Below are 16,398 nucleotides of genomic sequence, written 5' to 3'. Positions count from 1 at the left end.
ACTTGGCAAAGTATGCCTTGGTACTTAAATTTGATTCGCGTATGGTTTCAAGCCCGGAATTTCTAATTTTGACCATTGATAAAACGAAACGCTAAACTTTTGAACACGAACTTAAGTCATACCAATCAAGAACTTGTTCTGAAACTGAAAGAAGGATCTTCCGAGGCTTTTCAGGAATTGTATGACCGGTATGGAAAGCGGATCCATCAGTTTTCGATTGGTTATTTGAAGCGTACCCAGGAGGCCGAAGAAATTGTTCAGGAAGTTTTTTTGAAGATTTGGAATGTGCGGGAAGAATTGACATCGGACAAATCACTCGATTCGTACATCTTCACGATCGCAAAAAATGCCATCCTCAATACCATCCGCAAATCAAAAAACGAGCAACTCTATTTGAACTATTCCAAATTACACCCCGGGAAAAATATTTTGCTGGATGAAGAATTGGATTTTAACGAGTTGGAACGGGCGTACAAGCAGTCGATTGAACAGCTAAGCCCTAAGCGAAAAACAATTTTTCTTCTGAGCCGGGAGAAAAACTTATCCAATGCCGAAATTGCGGCGCAACTGGGTATATCTGTTAAAACCGTTGAAAACCAAATGACTTCGGCGCTCGCTCAGATCAAAAAGGAACTCCTCTCTGCCGGGTTCTCGGGGTTGGTCTTTTTCGAATTATTTCTGTAAAGCCGCGGGGGCAGTTACCCATTTCAAGGGCAAGAGGCTGCCTGAAACTTTTCATGGCGTATTCTTCGGAAAAAAAATCGTGAACCAATAGGGGTGAAGCTGCCCACGCGTGTATACCTTTATGAATTGGATAAATGGATATGAATTCAAAACAAGACATCAATTGGAAAGAATACCGGGAAAAACTATTTTCGGGAAAAATTAGTGAAACCGACCGGGAGCAGCTTCAGGCACACATCCACGCAAACTATCAGGATGAGGAGCTGGATGAAATGATGTCAATGCATTGGCGTAAAACCCAGAATTTCCGTACAGGTCAGCACGATCTCTATTTCAACCAGCTTAGAAATCGCATTTGGGACAGGATAACAGCAGCGCAGCGGAAAGAACAATTTGCAAAATACTCGTTACAAAATTGGAAATCGTACGCGGTGCGTATTGCTGCCATCTTATTTATCCCCTTGCTGATTAGCTCAGTCTACTTGTCGTACCGGCTGTTTCAACTTGCTCCGGAAACGGATCAGGTAGCGATGCAGCAGGTGTTTGCCAGTCCGGGTTCGCGGGTGCAGTTTACTTTGCCCGATCATAGTGTGGTCTGGCTGAACTCAGGAAGCTCACTCGAATATCCGATCAATTTTACGCAGCAAAGCCAGCGCAAGGTCAAGCTCACCGGACAAGGATATTTTGAAGTGTCCCACGCCAAAGATCAGCCCTTTATTGTTGAAACCGGTGCGTTGGATATCCGGGTTTTAGGAACCTCATTCGATGTGTCGAACTACTCGAACGATGAGCAGATGAGCGCGACACTCGAAGAGGGATCCATCGCTTTATTGAATACCAGGGGTGAAGAAGTGGCCCGTTTGTCGCCCGGGCAGCAGGCCAGCCTGGATAAAAGTTCGCGAAAACTGTATGTGGAAGAAGTTGATACGCGCTTAACCACTTCCTGGAAAGATGGCCGCTTAATCTTTAAGGATGCACCCTTGCATGAAGTCACCAAGCAACTGGAACGCTGGTTTAACTGCACGATCCATGTGGCTCCGGCCATTTTAGACTCTGAAATTCGCTACACCGCCACCATTCAGGACGAAACCCTGATTGAGGTTTTGCAAATGATTGAAATTTCGACGAATGTGAACACAAAAATTGAAAACAGGGAGGTACGAATTATGGAATAGAAACTAAAAAGGACAGTGTTCGCACCACTGTCCTTTGTGAATCAATCATATAGAAATAATTAATTCAACGAAAAAAACAAATTTATGAAAAAAACTTGGTTCTTATCGGACTACAGGTATTTATTTGCCTGTATCGGAAAATTCTTAAAGATTATGAGATTAACTGTTTTTCTGATCACGCTAACCTGTCTGCAAACTTTTGCCCTTAGCAACTATGCGCAGACTCAGAAACTGGAGTTGAAAGTGACCAACGCGAGCATTACGGAAGTGCTGGATCGAATTGAAAATCAAAGTGATTTTTTCTTCTTCTACAACAACAAAAATGTATCGCTTGATTCGAAAGTGTCGCTTGAATTAAAGGACAAAACAATCAACGAAGTTTTGGATGCATTATTTGCCGGAACCGACATCAGCTACACGATCAATAACCGTCAGATTGTTTTGTCTGGTTCTGTTCATGGAAGTTCGCTGCAGCAAGAACGAACAGTCAGCGGGAAAGTCAATGATGATTCTGGTCAGCCACTGCCTGGCGTGACTGTTTTGGAGAAAGGTACCATCAACGGAACAATTACCGATTTTGATGGGAACTACACAATTGCAAACGTTCCTGCTGGAAGCACACTGGTGTTTTCGTTTGTGGGGATGCGCACCCAGGAGTTTGTTGTTGGCAATCAATCAACCATCAATGTGGTGATGGAGGAAGATGCCATCGGGATTGAGGAAGTAGTGGCGATTGGGTATGGCACACAGAAAAGAGTAAATCTCTCAGGTGCAGTAAGTTCTGTCTCCAGTGATGTGTTGGAGGATAGACCAATAACTAATCTGGGGCAAGGATTACAGGGAACAATTCCCAATCTGCAGGTTTCTCAGAATTATGCTCCTGGGCAGGGTGCAACGTTCAATATTCGAGGAACAACGTCTTTAAATGGAGGAAGTCCTTTAGTTTTAGTTGATGGTGTTGTGCAAGACCCCAATCTTCTTAACCCGGATGACGTTGAAAGTGTCTCTGTTTTAAAAGATGCAGCATCTGCAGCCATTTATGGAGCGAGAGCTGCTTATGGGGTGATTTTAATAACAACTAAAAAGGGAAAGCGGGAGCAGGCTCCTAAACTGAATGTTTCGAGTTCGTATACGGTAACCTCAGCGACTAACATTCCTAAGTATGCTGACAGCTGGGAGTATATCACATATATGAATACGGCTAGTATTAATGCAGGTGGAAGTAATTACTTTGATAAGAGGTTAATGGATCATGCATTGAAATATTATGAAGATCCAGTTAATAATTCTCCGGTTTACTATGATCCGGAAATAGACACGAATGGAAAGTATAATTATGCTGGAAATACCGATTGGGCAAGTGAACTTTATCAAAATGGAATTCTTAAACAAGTAAATGCCAGTCTTTCGGGAGGAACTGAAAAGATCCAATATTTTATGTCGTATGGATATTTAGATCAAAATGGTTTTTTAAGTTCATATGATGATACTTACCGACGTCATAATATAAACTTGAATCTAAATGTTGATGTATTAGAATGGATATCCGTTTCAGGGCGTGCCAAGTATACTTATTCTTTTGAAGATCACCCTTCAGGAGGTAGCAATGGCTGGTCAGGAATATCAGAATATTCAGGACAACTAAAAAACGATCTTCGCCCTTTGATGCCGGTAAGACATCCTGATGGTAGTTGGGCAGGACAAGGATCTTTTACCAATCCCTTTGCTGTTGGAGCAGAAGGAGGCTATGATCAGCGCAAAGTAAACGATCTCTGGTTAACTGGCGCTGTTGAAATCCGACCGATAAAAGATGTAAAAGTAAATGTTGATTACACCTTTAATCCATATTCATGGAATAAAGAGCGTACCTCAAGACTATTTTCTGAATATTGGGCAGAACCTGGTAAATCAAACATTTATCCTTGGGTAAATCCCAACTCAGTAGCATTAGAGAATAGCAATGATTACTACAAGGCTTTGAATGCTTATGCCGATTACACGAAATCGCTTGAAGACCATAATTTTAAAGTTCTTGTGGGGTACAACCAGGAGACCAAAGATCTGAAATGGTTTTATGCGAAACGCGAAAACCTGATTGATAATGATCTCCCTGCAATAAACCGGGCTACCGGAGAAGATTACGTGAATGGCAGTGCTTCTTCTTGGGCGGTGCAAGGAGCATTTTTCAGATTTAATTACAATTATGCTGAGAAATATTTCCTGGAAGCTAATGGACGGTACGATAGTTCTTCAAAGTTTCCGAAAGGAGACCGTGCTGAATTTTTCCCTTCTGTTTCAGCTGCCTGGCGTTTTTCTGAAGAAGGCTTTTGGGACGGTTTGAAGCATGTTGTTAGCGAAGCAAAGTTGAGAGCTTCCTATGGCTCTTTAGGAAACCAAGTTGTCAGCAGCAGCGATTTCCCCTATATCTCAAATTATGGAATTAATACGGCCACTTCTTATATGTTAGGTGGTATTTTACCAGTTAGCGTATCGCCGGGATCGTTAGTTAGTCCTTCTTTTACATGGGAAGAGGTAAATCAATGGAATATTGGTGCAGATGTAGGGCTTTGGGAAAACAAGCTTTTAGCAACAGTGGATGTTTATCAACGCAATACGATTGGAATGTTGACATCAGGCAAGCCTTTACCTGCTGTATTAGGCACTGGTGTCCCTAGGGAAAATGCAGCTGATATGAAGACCTATGGATGGGAATTTACAGCTACATGGAAAGATCGAATCAAAGATTTTTCCTATAATGTATCATTTAATATAGCCGATTACCAGTCTGAAATTACGAAGTTTGACAACCCTACCGGAGATTTAGGGAACTACTATGTTGGACAAAAAATTAATGAAATATGGGGTTATGAAGCAAGTGGCTTATTTCAAACTGAGGAAGAAATCGCCAACCATGTAGATCAATCTAAATTATACGGAGGACAATGGAATACTGGAGATGTTAAGTATGTTAATCAGAATGACGACGATGAAATTTCATGGGGCAGCAATACTTTATCTGATCATGGGGATAAACTTATTATTGGTAATAGTACTCCTCGCTACCAGTACGGAATGCAAATAAACTCTTCCTGGAAAGGAATTGATTTAAACCTTTTCTTTCAAGGTGTTGGAAAACGTGATTTATGGACAGGAAGCAACCGTTTCTTTGGAATCGGAAGTCAATGGGATGTTCCAATGAAAGAAACGTTGGATTATTGGTCAGAGGATAACAAAGATGCCAGACTACCTCGTCCCTACATCAATGGAGGACATGGAAACCGACAGGTTTCAACCTTGTATCTTCAAGATGCTTCTTATATAAGATTGAAGCAATTAACTTTAGGATATACCCTTCCTGAAAGGTGGATTTATAGAAGCCCTATTGATAAAGTTCGTTTCTACTTTACGGGGCAAAATATCTTTACAATTACGAAGCTATCTGATCTTTATGATCCCGAGAATACTGATTTAATGAGCTATCCAGTCCCAAAATCTTATTCTTTTGGTTTAAATCTTACTTTTTAAAATGCTAAACTAGTAAAATATGAAACGATATAAATTTATAATTATTCTTATAGGGTTTGTGTTGGCCTTGGGAGCGTGTGATGTAACAGATACAGTTCCTGAAGATGCAATCACAGATCTCAATTTTTGGAAGAAGACCGATGATCTGAAGTTGTATGCTAATAACTTTTATACAACACTTTCCTCTCCAAGTCAATGGCTTGATAATACGAGCGACAATTGCGTGACGAACTCTCCAGATAATCGCCTGTTTAACAACATCACCGTTCCCGGAAGTGGAGGTGGATGGGCAATTAGCAATTGGAGTAATATCCGTAATGTCAACTATTTTTTATCTCATTATCAGACCGTGGAAGGTGATGAACAAGAGATTGCTCACTATGTAGGGGAAATTCGTTTTTTCAGAGCTCATGAATATTTTAATAAGGTGAAAACCTTTGGAGATGTTCCTTGGTTAGATAAAGACCTTACTACGACAGACGAGGAGCTTCTTTTTAATTCTCGGGATCCACGAAAGTTTGTAATAGACAAAGTAATAGAAGATTTAGAGTTTGCAGCTTTAAATCTAAAACTTCCGCAAGATGTTGAAAATGGGCGTCTTCATAAGTTTGCAGCACTTCAGCTTTTAGCTCGGGTTTGCTTGTATGAAGGTACCTGGATGAAATACCGGAACTTAAGTGGTTGGGAGGCTTATCTGGAAATGGCTGCTACTGCCTCGAAACAAATTATGGATGAGGGTAATTATGCTATTGTAAAGGGGAATGCACCTTACATGTTTGACGATTATCCATTGTTTTACCGCCAACAGTTCATTCAAGAAGACCTGACCAGTAATCAAGAATGTGTACTTCCCCGAATCTATGTAAAAGATAAATTGATGCATGGTTTGTCCAGACAAGTGAATGAAACAGGTTGGGGTATTAGTAAAGATTTTATTGAATCATTTGTATGTGTTGATGGACTCCCAATCGCATTGAGTCCGCTTTACCAAGGAGATGATTCGTTACAACTGGAAATGACCAATAGAGATCCTCGTTTAAGAAATATGGTTGATAATAAGAATTTACCATATTATTTGGATGGATCACGTCCAATCTCTTATCCTGCAACAACTGTTGCGGTAAATGAGTGTCCAACGGGTTATATGGCTTCAAAATTTAGGGATCCTGTTCCGGCACAAAATGAAGCCAATCAGACAACCTATGATTGGTATGTTTTTCGGTATGCTGAAGTATTGCTGATTTATGCCGAAGCCAAAGCTGAGTTGGGCACGATCTCTCAAACCGACCTTGATCTTTCCATAAATATGTTAAGAGCACGGCTTGATGAACCAGGGGTGTTTGAAATGGGACGTTTATCTCTTAATCCTGCTGAAGATCCACTTGCTTTGGTTGATGGACAACCAAGGTATGGTTATGCCATTTCACCTTTATTATATGAAATTAGAAGAGAACGTCGGATTGAGCTTGCTTTTGAAGGTTTTCGTTGGGATGATATCTGTCGATGGAATGCCGGCGTATTAATTGAAAATCCCAAAACGATGTTGGGAATGGTGGTAAATGAAGATGTTGTCGAACGTTATAAAAACCTGTTCGGAGGCACTGATCAATTTGAAGGTCGCTCATTTTATGAGTTCACAGATTGGGATGGAGCCGATAAAAAACTATTGAAGGTTTACGCGAATTCGTCCCGAACATGGGATGACAAGTTATACCTAAATCCACTCCCGACAGATCAACTAAGTTTGAATCCAAATTTGACACAAAATCCTGGCTGGAATTAGAATTGTGTTGTAAATGATAACGAAGTCTGTATTGTTCTTAAAAGAGAATAATGCAGACTTCGTATTTTTCTACCTTAAAAAAAGACAAATGAAAGGTTTAGTTATTTTTTTATTAGCACTATCTGTAATGACTGGCTGTAACAGTCAGAAAGACACGAATGGATTCAAATCCAATTATAAAGTTATTGAACCAGGAGCAACTCTTGACGATATTGTTGAAGTTGCAGCTAATATTACTCCTTCGCCAAGGCAATTACGTTGGCAAGAGCTGGAGTTTATTGCTTTTTTCCACTTTGGAATCAATACTTTTACTGGAAGAGAATGGGGCGATGGCAGTGAGGATCCAAGACTTTTTAATCCAACCGAATTTGATGCCAGGCAATGGGTGAGGGTATGTAAAGAGTCTGGAATCAAGCAAGTCGTCTTAACGGCAAAGCATCACGACGGATTTTGTCTCTGGCCAAGCCAATACACTGACCATTCCGTAAAGCAAAGCCCATGGAAAGAGGGGAAAGGTGACGTTGTTAAGGAAGTTGCAGAGGCCTGTCGCGAATTTGACCTTGGTTTTGGGGTTTATCTGTCGCCTTGGGATCGAAACTCATCCGTTTATGGCGATTCTCCTAAATATAATGAATACTTCATGAATCAATTGACGGAGCTACTTACAAACTATGGGAAAGTTGATGAGGTTTGGTTTGATGGTGCTTGTGGTGAAGGCCCCAATGGTAAACGACAGGTTTATGACTGGGAAGCATACTATGGTTTGATTCGGGAGCTCCAACCAGAAGCGGTGATTGCAGTGATGGGGCCAGATGTTCGTTGGGTTGGAACCGAAACCGGTTATGGCCGCGAAACTGAGTGGAGTGTTCTTCCTGCAGATATGCAAGACCAAGAATTGATAGCCTCTGATTCGCAAACAAATATGAATTTTGTTCCTCAAGGGGATTTTACGAAACAGGATTTGGGGAGTCGCACAGCTATTGCCGATGCAAAAGCTTTAATCTGGTACCCTGCTGAAACTGATGTCTCCATTCGTCCCGGATGGTTTTACCACGAAAAAGAAGATTCTTTGGTTAAATCTCCTCAAAAGTTGATGGATATTTATTTTAGTTCAGTCGGACGTAATGGTGTTCTGTTGTTGAATTTACCTCCAGATCGACGAGGATTAATTCATGAGAATGATGTAAAGTCACTTCAAGGCTTAAAAGCAGGAATCGATAAACTGTATGGAACAAATTATATTTCCAATGCCAGTTTGAAGTCTGATGGAGAAAATGTTGAAAAAATTAGAGATCAGGATAACTCAACACACTGGATATCGTCGGCCAATCAAGAGAATGGAGTAATTCAGGTTACTTTACCAAAACCACAATTGGTTGATGTACTATGTCTTCAGGAAAATATTCGAGTTGGTCAGCGGATTGAAAAATTTGAATTGGAATATTGGGATGGAAAGGAATGGAAGGTTGCCACTAAAGGAACTACGGTTGGATATAAAAGACTTTTACATTTTGATCCGATTCAGGCATCTGAGTTTAGAATCCGAATTTTAGAGTCAAGATTGCAACCTACAATTGCTGAAGTCGGCTTGTACAAGTATCCAGATATTAACTGATTTTGAAAGTATCAAATCGTTGTAAGACCCATTGGTTAAGTGGTAATACGGTATAGTCAAGTGGAAACAGGCCATGGTTTTTATGCATTTAGGCTTCGCTAAGTTGCAACAGCCTTTTATCAGTTTGAGAAATATAAAACGGCCCGGGGAGATCCTTCCCGGGCCGTTTTATTGGTTTTATTTACCGCTGCTTTTTCTTTCCATCTCTCTAAGTCGCATGGGCATTGCATCAATGGTGGCATATAACTCTGCCAAGGGCAGTAATTCATTTTTACGAAGCTTGATTCCACCATCGAAGCCCAGTAAAACAACTTCGAATCCGGAATCGGCTTTTTTGTAATCGGGATTATAAACGCGCCGACTTTTTTGCGTCCCCGTCATCCAATCCGATTCGATAGGCTCCCGGCATAACCTGGTAGACGATCAATTTTCGTTCGTCTAAACCGGTCAGATCCTTTCTGAATTCTTCCAACTGAGCCTGAAAAGTGGTGTTGTTTTCATGATCACTTAAGAGTAAAACCAGCCTGTTTTCCCATTGATGTTTCGATAAATCCTGAGCAGAACCAAATCGGACACTAAACAGCAATGCAACGAATAATAATATTTTTAGATAATTCATGGCGCGTTTTTTTAATCGGTGATAGTGAAGTAAATAAGGGAGAGGTAATGTTCATTTCTTTTGCAAGCATCGCGTTATTGTCCACCTCCTCTTTCCCTCCTGCCCAACCAGTACCTCGAATTTTCGAGGCAGATAGGGCAGGAGGTGTGAATCTGGTCAGGCTTTTGTGTCCGGTTCAATGGCAGACCTTATTCGGGAGGTAAATCCAATCATTAGAACAGTTTACGTTTTGCAAATTCATAAAAAATGTCCATTTTTGAGAAAAGTAATTTTGACTTTTAAAATCGAATAAATCAAACCAATACAAGCTTAAAATGAAACCACTAAACTTTTTGCTGGTCATATTGTCGCTGGCCGCTTTTTCTTCCTGCCAAACAAAACAGAAGCCCGAACTATTTGCCAAAGGCGAGTTTAAAACCTGGGCCCAAACACCGCCAATGGGTTGGAACAGTTGGGACTGCTATGGGCCTACTGTGGAAGAACACGAAGTGAAAGCCAATGCTGATTATATGGCTGATAAGCTAAAAGATTATGGTTGGGAATACATTGTGGTGGATATCCGCTGGTTTGTGGAGAATGACAAAGCCGGGGGTTACAACCAAACCGATCCCCGCTACGTGATCGACGAGTATGGCCGCTACCAGCCTGCTGTGAACCGTTTTCCATCGGCTGCCGACGGCAAAGGATTTAAGGCGTTGGCGGACTACATTCACAGCAAAGGTTTGAAGTTCGGCATCCACATCATGCGCGGCATTCCGACAGTGGCGGTGGAGCAAAAATTACCCATCAAAGGAACCGATGGCATTACAGCCGACCAAATTTACACCACCGAACTGCAGTGCAAATGGCTGCGCGATAACTATACGATTGTGGCCGATCGACCTGGTGCGCAGGAATATTACAATTCCCTTTTCGACCTGTATGCCGAATGGGAAGTCGATTTCATTAAGATTGATGATCTGTCGCGGCCCTACCATCAAGCCGAAATTGAGCTGATCCGCAAGGCCATCGACCAGTGCGGGCGCCCGATTGTGCTGAGCACGTCGCCGGGTGAAACGCCGATTGAAGCTGCTGATCACGTTCTCGAGCATGCTAACATGTGGCGCATGGTGGACGACGTTTGGGACACCTGGAACCACATCACCCACCTAATGAATATTAGCCAGAAGTGGTACCCCTACATTGCCCCCGGCACCTGGCCCGACTGCGATATGATTCCGCTGGGACGTATTTCCATCCGCGGCGAACGGGGAGAAGACCGCTTGAGCCGCCTGACTCCTGATGAGCAATACACGCTGATGACTCTGTTCACCATCTTTAAATCGCCCCTGATGTTTGGCGGCGATTTGCCAAGCAACGATGAGTTCACCCTTTCGCTGTTAACCAACGAAGAAGTGCTGCGCATGCACCGCGAAAGTACCGAGGTACGTCAGCTATTTCAGGAAGACGGTAAGGTGGCCATCACCTCAAAAAATCCGAACACCGGTGAAGTGTATCTGGCACTTTTTAATATCTCCGACAGTGAGGAGCCGGTCAATGTTTCGGTTGATCTGGCGGAACTGGGACTGAATGCGGAATGCACGGTGATGGATTTGTGGAGCAACGAAGACTTAGGCACGGCCTCGGACACGTTTAGCCAGCCCTTGGCAGCACACGCCAGCGGTTTATTCAAATTAAGCCGTTAATTTAGACGGATGACTACTCAATCACTACAAGATGAAACGAGCCATGGAAACCGGAGTTTGCGCCCACAAAAATGTTTATCGGCGAGTTACATACCGGTGTTAAGTGTCTCAAAGAGATGACGTGTAGTACGAAAGTCGCAGGTCAATAAACTGAAAAAATAAACGTATGAAAAAAATCTATTTCCTCCTGATCTTGGTTGCAGCCACTTTGCTGCAACCGACTTTGGCCAACGAACCCGACTCGGCCTGGGTGTTTTCGTACGCCACCACCAAGAACCGCGGGGGTAATGGCCTCCACTACGCCTGGAGTATTGACCGGGAAAACTGGCAGGGCATCGGGCCGGAATTCCGTTTCCTGTTTTCCGACTTTGGAACCTGGGGCGCTCAAAAAAGGATGCTCACGCCTTTCGTGTTTCAGGATCAGCAGGGCGAGTGGCACGCCATCTGGAGTTTGAACGACGAAGTGGGACAGTTTGCCCATGCCCAGGCGCCCGACTTGCACACCTGGGATTCGCAGGATTATCCGTATGTGATGGACGATGCCAATGTACTGTTGCCCGAAGTTTCGTTTCAACCCAATGAGAATAACTACGCGATTACCTGGTTGAGCGAGCTTGGTGATGAAACGAAAATCTATAAAACGACCACCACCGATTTTAAGAGCTACACACCGACTGTTGAGGGAACAGCAGCCGACCGCCTAAATTGCCGCGAAGAGGTGCTGATCGATGGTGAAAAGCAGCTGGGAACGATTTCTAAGGTTTCGTGGCAAATGATTGATGGCCTGATCAAGTATTATCAAGTCAGTCAATATAAAGAGATGCAGCGGGCGGAACGGCTTACCGACGATGCCACGCGTTTTGCGGACTTGGAACCGCTGACTGCTGAAATTACCGCGATTCCGGAAAACAGCAAAGCCATCAGCGATTTGCTGATCGGTATTTTTTTCGAAGATATTAATTATGCGGCGGATGGCGGTTTGTATGCCGAGCTGGTGCAAAACCGGGGCTTTGAATACCAGCTTTCCGATACCAAAGGCCGCGACAAAAGCTGGGACAGCAAAAAAGCCTGGAACTTCACCGGTTCCCAAACCGGATTTGTCATCGATACCGTCTCGCCGATTCACCCCAACCAACAGCACTACGCAGTGTTGACCATTTCAGAAGTGGGCGAAGGCGTGAAAAATCAAGGGTTTGACGGCATTCCGCTAAAAGCAGGCGACCGGTATAACTTCTCGGTTTTTGCCCGCGGGCTGGAGGGTGCCAAAGGCAAGCTGCTGATTCGTTTGGTGGATGACAGCGGAAAAGTTTATGCCGAAGGAAGCACGAAATCGGTTAGCGCTGACTGGAAAAAACTGGAGCTGACGCTCACGGCCAAAGAGACAATCGATGAGGCGAGATTGCAGGTGATCCCGCAATTTACAGGAAAAGTGGCGCTGGATCTGGTGTCGCTCTTTCCGCAGAAGACATTCAAAAACCGTAAGAATGGTTTGCGCCCCGACCTGGCCGAAGCGATTGCCGAGCTGCACCCGCGTTTTGTGCGTTTCCCGGGAGGCTGCGTGGCCCACGGCGATGGTCTGGACAACATTTACCGCTGGAAGAATACGGTTGGCCCCCTCGAAACCCGCAAGCCCGACCGGAACATTTGGAACTATCACCAGTCGATGGGGCTTGGGTATTTCGAGTACTTTCAGTTTTGCGAAGATATTGGCGCCGAGCCGCTGCCTGTGATAGCAGCCGGCGTTCCCTGCCAAAACTCGTCATGCGGAGGACATGGTCAGCAGGGCGGCATCCCGATGTGCGACATGGATGATTATGTGCAGGATGTGCTCGATCTGATTGAATGGGCCAACGGCGACAAAAATTCGGAATGGGGAAAATTGCGCGCGCAGGCCGGTCACCCTGAGCCCTTCAACCTGAAGTATGTTGGCATTGGCAATGAGGATTTGATCACGGATATTTTTAAGGAACGCTTCGAAATGATTTATAAGGCCGTCAAAGAAAAACATCCGGAGATTACCGTAATTGGCACGGTGGGACCCTTCTCCGAAGGAACGGACTACCGCGTGGGCTGGGACTTTGCCACCGAGCTGGAAGTCCCGATGGTGGACGAGCATTATTACCAACCACCGGGCTGGTACCTGAACAACCAGGATTACTACGACCGCTACGACCGCTCCAAATCCAAGGTCTATTTGGGTGAATATGCCACACACATACCGGGGCGCAAATTGAATATGGAAACCGCCCTCTGCGATGCCTTGCACCTGATTAATGTGGAGCGCAATGCCGACGTGGTCAGCATGACTTCGTACGCACCACTGCTGGCCAAACACGGGCATACGCAATGGAACCCCGACCTGATTTATTTCAACAACACCGAAGTATTTCCCACAACTGATTATTTTGTGCAGGTGCTGTTTGGACAAAACGCTGGCGATGAATACATCGCTTCGCAGATCCATCTTTCCAATAACAAGAAAGAGGTGAAAAAGCGCGTGGCTTCTTCGCTGGTTCACGACAGCAAAACCGGCGATTACATTTTGAAGCTGACGAATTTGCTGCCGGTTTCTGTTGACACTAAAATCAATCTGGTCGGTCTTCCGATACTGGAAGGCGAGGCAGTTTTGAGCGTGCTCCAAGGTAATCCGACGGACGAAAAAGCACGGCCCGAGAATCGTACGATTTCGCTTGGCGAGCCGTTTGAATACAACCTGCCGGCTTATTCCTTCTCCGTGATTCGAATGAAATCAAAGGAACAGGAACGGAAATAAATTCTGAATGCCAGTTACAACTACTTTAATACTCAATACGATGAAACTAAAATTGATTTGCTTACTGTTGGTGAGTTTTGTTAGCGTTCAATCGCTTTTTGCACAAGGTGGATTTGGACAGGCTGAAAAGATCAACGCCAACTGGAAATTTGTTCTGCAGGATGTTGAAAATGCAGAGCAGGCGGATTTGAATGACCGGCGATGGCGGACTGTTCATTTACCCCACGACTGGACTGTCAAACAGCAACTCAGCCCCACTTTGGCGAGCGCCACGGGCTATTTACCGGGGGGTGTCGGCTGGTACCGCAAGCAGCTTTCTATTCCGGCAGAGCGCCAGGGCGAGAAGGTGTATCTTTATTTTGAAGGGGTGTACAATCGAAGCGAGGTGTTCGTGAACGGCGTTTCGCTGGGGAAGCGGCCCAATGGCTACATCTCCTTCATGTACGATGCCACGCCGCACATCAAATATGGCGAAGAAAACCTGATTGCCGTCCGGGTCGATCACAGCCAATCGGCCGATTCGCGCTGGTACACGGGCTCGGGCATTTACCGCGACGTGTGGGTGGTCTATTCCAACCCGGTTCATCTGGCACAGTGGGGTGTTTATGCCTGGCCCGAAAAGCAGAAAAAAGGTTATCAACTGAATTTGGAAGTGGAGGTGGAGAATGGTACGAGCGAGTCTTCAGTTCTGACCATTCAGAATGAATTGTTTTCGCCTGAAAATAGGCTCATGGGCAAATCCTCCAAAAAGCTGACGGTGGCTGGAAATCAGTCGGGAAAAATTCAGTCTGAAATAAAAGTTGCCGACCCGGAGCTTTGGTCACTCGAACATCCGGCTTTATATGTTTTGAAAACAACTGTTTACCGCGATGGTGAACTGGTCGATGAAACAAGCACCCAAACGGGATTCCGCAGTTTCACCTTCGATCCAAATAAAGGATTTGCCTTGAATGGCGAATGGATGAAGATCAAAGGCGTGTGTCTGCACCATGATGCCGGCGTATTGGGTTCGGCCGTGCCCCGCGAAGTGTGGGAAACCCGCCTGCTCACTTTAAAAGAAATCGGCGTCAATGCCATTCGCACCAGCCACAACCCGCAGGCGACGGATTTATATGAACTTTGCGATGAGCTGGGTTTGCTGGTGATGAATGAAGCTTTTGACGAGTGGGAATTCCCAAAACGCAAATGGCTTGAGGGATGGAATGTCGGAACTCCCGGCTTTCAGGGCTCCTTCGACTTCTTTGAGGAATGGGGCGAACAGGATTTGGCTGACATGGTGCGACGCGATCGCAATCACCCCTCGATTTTCGCCTGGAGCATTGGCAACGAAGTGGATTATCCGAACGATCCGTATTCGCACCCCGTGTTGGATGGCGGTGGCGAAACCGGCTTTACCCAACCTATTTTTGGCGGCTTCAAAGAAGATGCGCCCGATGCCATGCGATTGGGCGATATTGCCAAGCGCCTGGTGAAGGTGGTGAAGCAATACGACCAATCGCGTCCAACAACTGCGGGACTGGCTGGTGTCGCCATGTCAAACCAAACGGCCTACCCCGGTGCTTTGGACATTGCCGGTTATAACTATACTGAAAGTTTATATGATCGCGACCATGCGCAATATCCGGAGCGGGTGATTTTTGGCAGCGAAAACCGGCACGATCTCGAAGCCTGGAAAGCAGTCACGTCGCGCGATTTTATCTTCGGCCAATTTCTGTGGACGGGCATTGATTACTTGGGAGAATCGGGGCGCTGGCCGTCGCGCGGTTTTTATTCGGGCTTGCTCGATTTTGGTGGCTTTATCAAACCCCGTGGCTATTTCCGGCAGTCGTTGTGGTCGGAAAAGCCGATGGCCTATCTGGGAACCTATCCAACACCCGGCCGCGGCAGCCAAAGCCAGCTGAAAGACGTTTGGTCGCAACTGGAAGCCGAGCAAGCCGGTGGAAACCATGAAGAAAAAAGGCCTTCGATGGATGCCTGGCCCATCTGGAACTACGATGAAGGCCAATTGATCCGGGTGGTTTGCTATACGAACGCGGCTTCCGCCAAACTGCTTTTAAACGGTGAGCTGGTGGGCGAACCGCAAAATTACAACGAAGAAACCGGCATCATCTTTTGGGATATTCCTTATGCTCCGGGTAAGCTCGAAGTGCTTGGAATGGATTCCAGCGGACAACAGGTCAGCCAGTTTGAGATTGAGCCCTCCGGACGGCCATACGCCATTGAGGTGATTGAGGATGAAGAAGCAATTGAGCAGGGAGGAGTCGCTCAAATTGCTATTCAGGTCGTGGATGAAGCCGGAATTCCGGTCATGCTGTCGGATGAGGAAGTGACTTGCCTGATTGATGGTGATGCGCGTCTGCTGGGTTTGGAAGCCAGCAACAATTCCGATATGTCTGATTATTCCGACAACAAACACCGCGTGTTTCATGGCCGGATGATCGCTTACATTCAGGCAGGTGACCAGCCGGGTGAAGTCAAGCTAAGATTCTCGGCCAACTGGCTGAAGCCAGCCGAAACAAAATTGATCGTTCAATAAAAA

General features: G+C 45.1%; 10 protein-coding genes. 8 read left to right on the top strand and 2 right to left on the bottom strand.

All coding sequences use genetic code 11. The annotated features are described in order from the left end of the window. Positions 1-99: 99 nt before the first annotated feature. From NC99_RS14090 to NC99_RS14070, 5 genes are all read left to right on the top strand, one after another. On the top strand, positions 100-684 hold the full coding sequence (locus tag NC99_RS14090) for an RNA polymerase sigma-70 factor (protein WP_053184807.1): 585 nt from the start codon (positions 100-102) through the stop codon (positions 682-684). 140 nt (positions 685-824) lie between these two features. Next, a complete protein-coding gene (locus NC99_RS14085; protein WP_162231227.1) occupies positions 825-1,859 on the top strand; it encodes a FecR family protein in 1,035 nt (344 codons plus the stop codon). A gap of 84 nt (positions 1,860-1,943) precedes the next feature. Next, positions 1,944-5,384: a TonB-dependent receptor gene (locus tag NC99_RS14080; protein WP_204375014.1), complete on the top strand. Its 3,441-nt coding sequence runs from the start codon at positions 1,944-1,946 to the stop codon at positions 5,382-5,384. Positions 5,385-5,403: 19 nt separating this feature from the next. Then, positions 5,404-7,167, top strand: coding sequence for a RagB/SusD family nutrient uptake outer membrane protein (locus tag NC99_RS14075; protein WP_053184802.1), 1,764 nt, complete (start codon positions 5,404-5,406; stop codon positions 7,165-7,167). Between the two features lie 13 nt (positions 7,168-7,180). Then, the gene (locus tag NC99_RS14070; protein WP_204375013.1) at positions 7,181-8,782 is read left to right on the top strand and encodes an alpha-L-fucosidase; all 1,602 of its coding nucleotides are present in this window, start codon (positions 7,181-7,183) and stop codon (positions 8,780-8,782) included. A gap of 177 nt (positions 8,783-8,959) precedes the next feature. Here NC99_RS14070 and NC99_RS22710 read toward each other — a convergent pair whose 3' ends face one another. Further along, on the bottom strand, positions 8,960-9,163 hold the full coding sequence (locus tag NC99_RS22710) for a DUF4174 domain-containing protein (RefSeq protein WP_053184798.1): 204 nt from the start codon (positions 9,161-9,163) through the stop codon (positions 8,960-8,962). Next, positions 9,129-9,401: a DUF4174 domain-containing protein gene (locus NC99_RS22575; protein ID WP_053184795.1), complete on the bottom strand. Its 273-nt coding sequence runs from the start codon at positions 9,399-9,401 to the stop codon at positions 9,129-9,131. The genes NC99_RS22710 and NC99_RS22575 overlap by 35 nt, the downstream gene beginning before the upstream one ends. A gap of 314 nt (positions 9,402-9,715) precedes the next feature. Between NC99_RS22575 and NC99_RS14055 the strand changes: the two genes are divergently transcribed. The 3 genes from NC99_RS14055 (at position 9,716) to NC99_RS14045 (ending at position 16,395) form a co-directional block, all read left to right on the top strand. Beyond that, entirely contained in the window at positions 9,716-11,086 is a 1,371-nt protein-coding gene (locus tag NC99_RS14055; protein WP_053184792.1) for a glycoside hydrolase family 27 protein, read from the top strand. Positions 11,087-11,252: 166 nt separating this feature from the next. Continuing rightward, entirely contained in the window at positions 11,253-13,859 is a 2,607-nt protein-coding gene (locus NC99_RS14050; protein ID WP_053184789.1) for an alpha-L-arabinofuranosidase C-terminal domain-containing protein, read from the top strand. Positions 13,860-13,899: 40 nt separating this feature from the next. After that, on the top strand, positions 13,900-16,395 hold the full coding sequence (locus NC99_RS14045; RefSeq protein ID WP_053184786.1) for a sugar-binding domain-containing protein: 2,496 nt from the start codon (positions 13,900-13,902) through the stop codon (positions 16,393-16,395). Positions 16,396-16,398: the final 3 nt, after the last annotated feature.

This window comes from Sunxiuqinia dokdonensis (genome assembly GCF_001270965.1).
Lineage (GTDB): Bacteria > Bacteroidota > Bacteroidia > Bacteroidales > Prolixibacteraceae > Sunxiuqinia > Sunxiuqinia dokdonensis.
The sequence above is the reverse complement of the archived record's forward strand: the minus strand, read 5'-3'. Positions and strand labels throughout refer to the sequence as shown.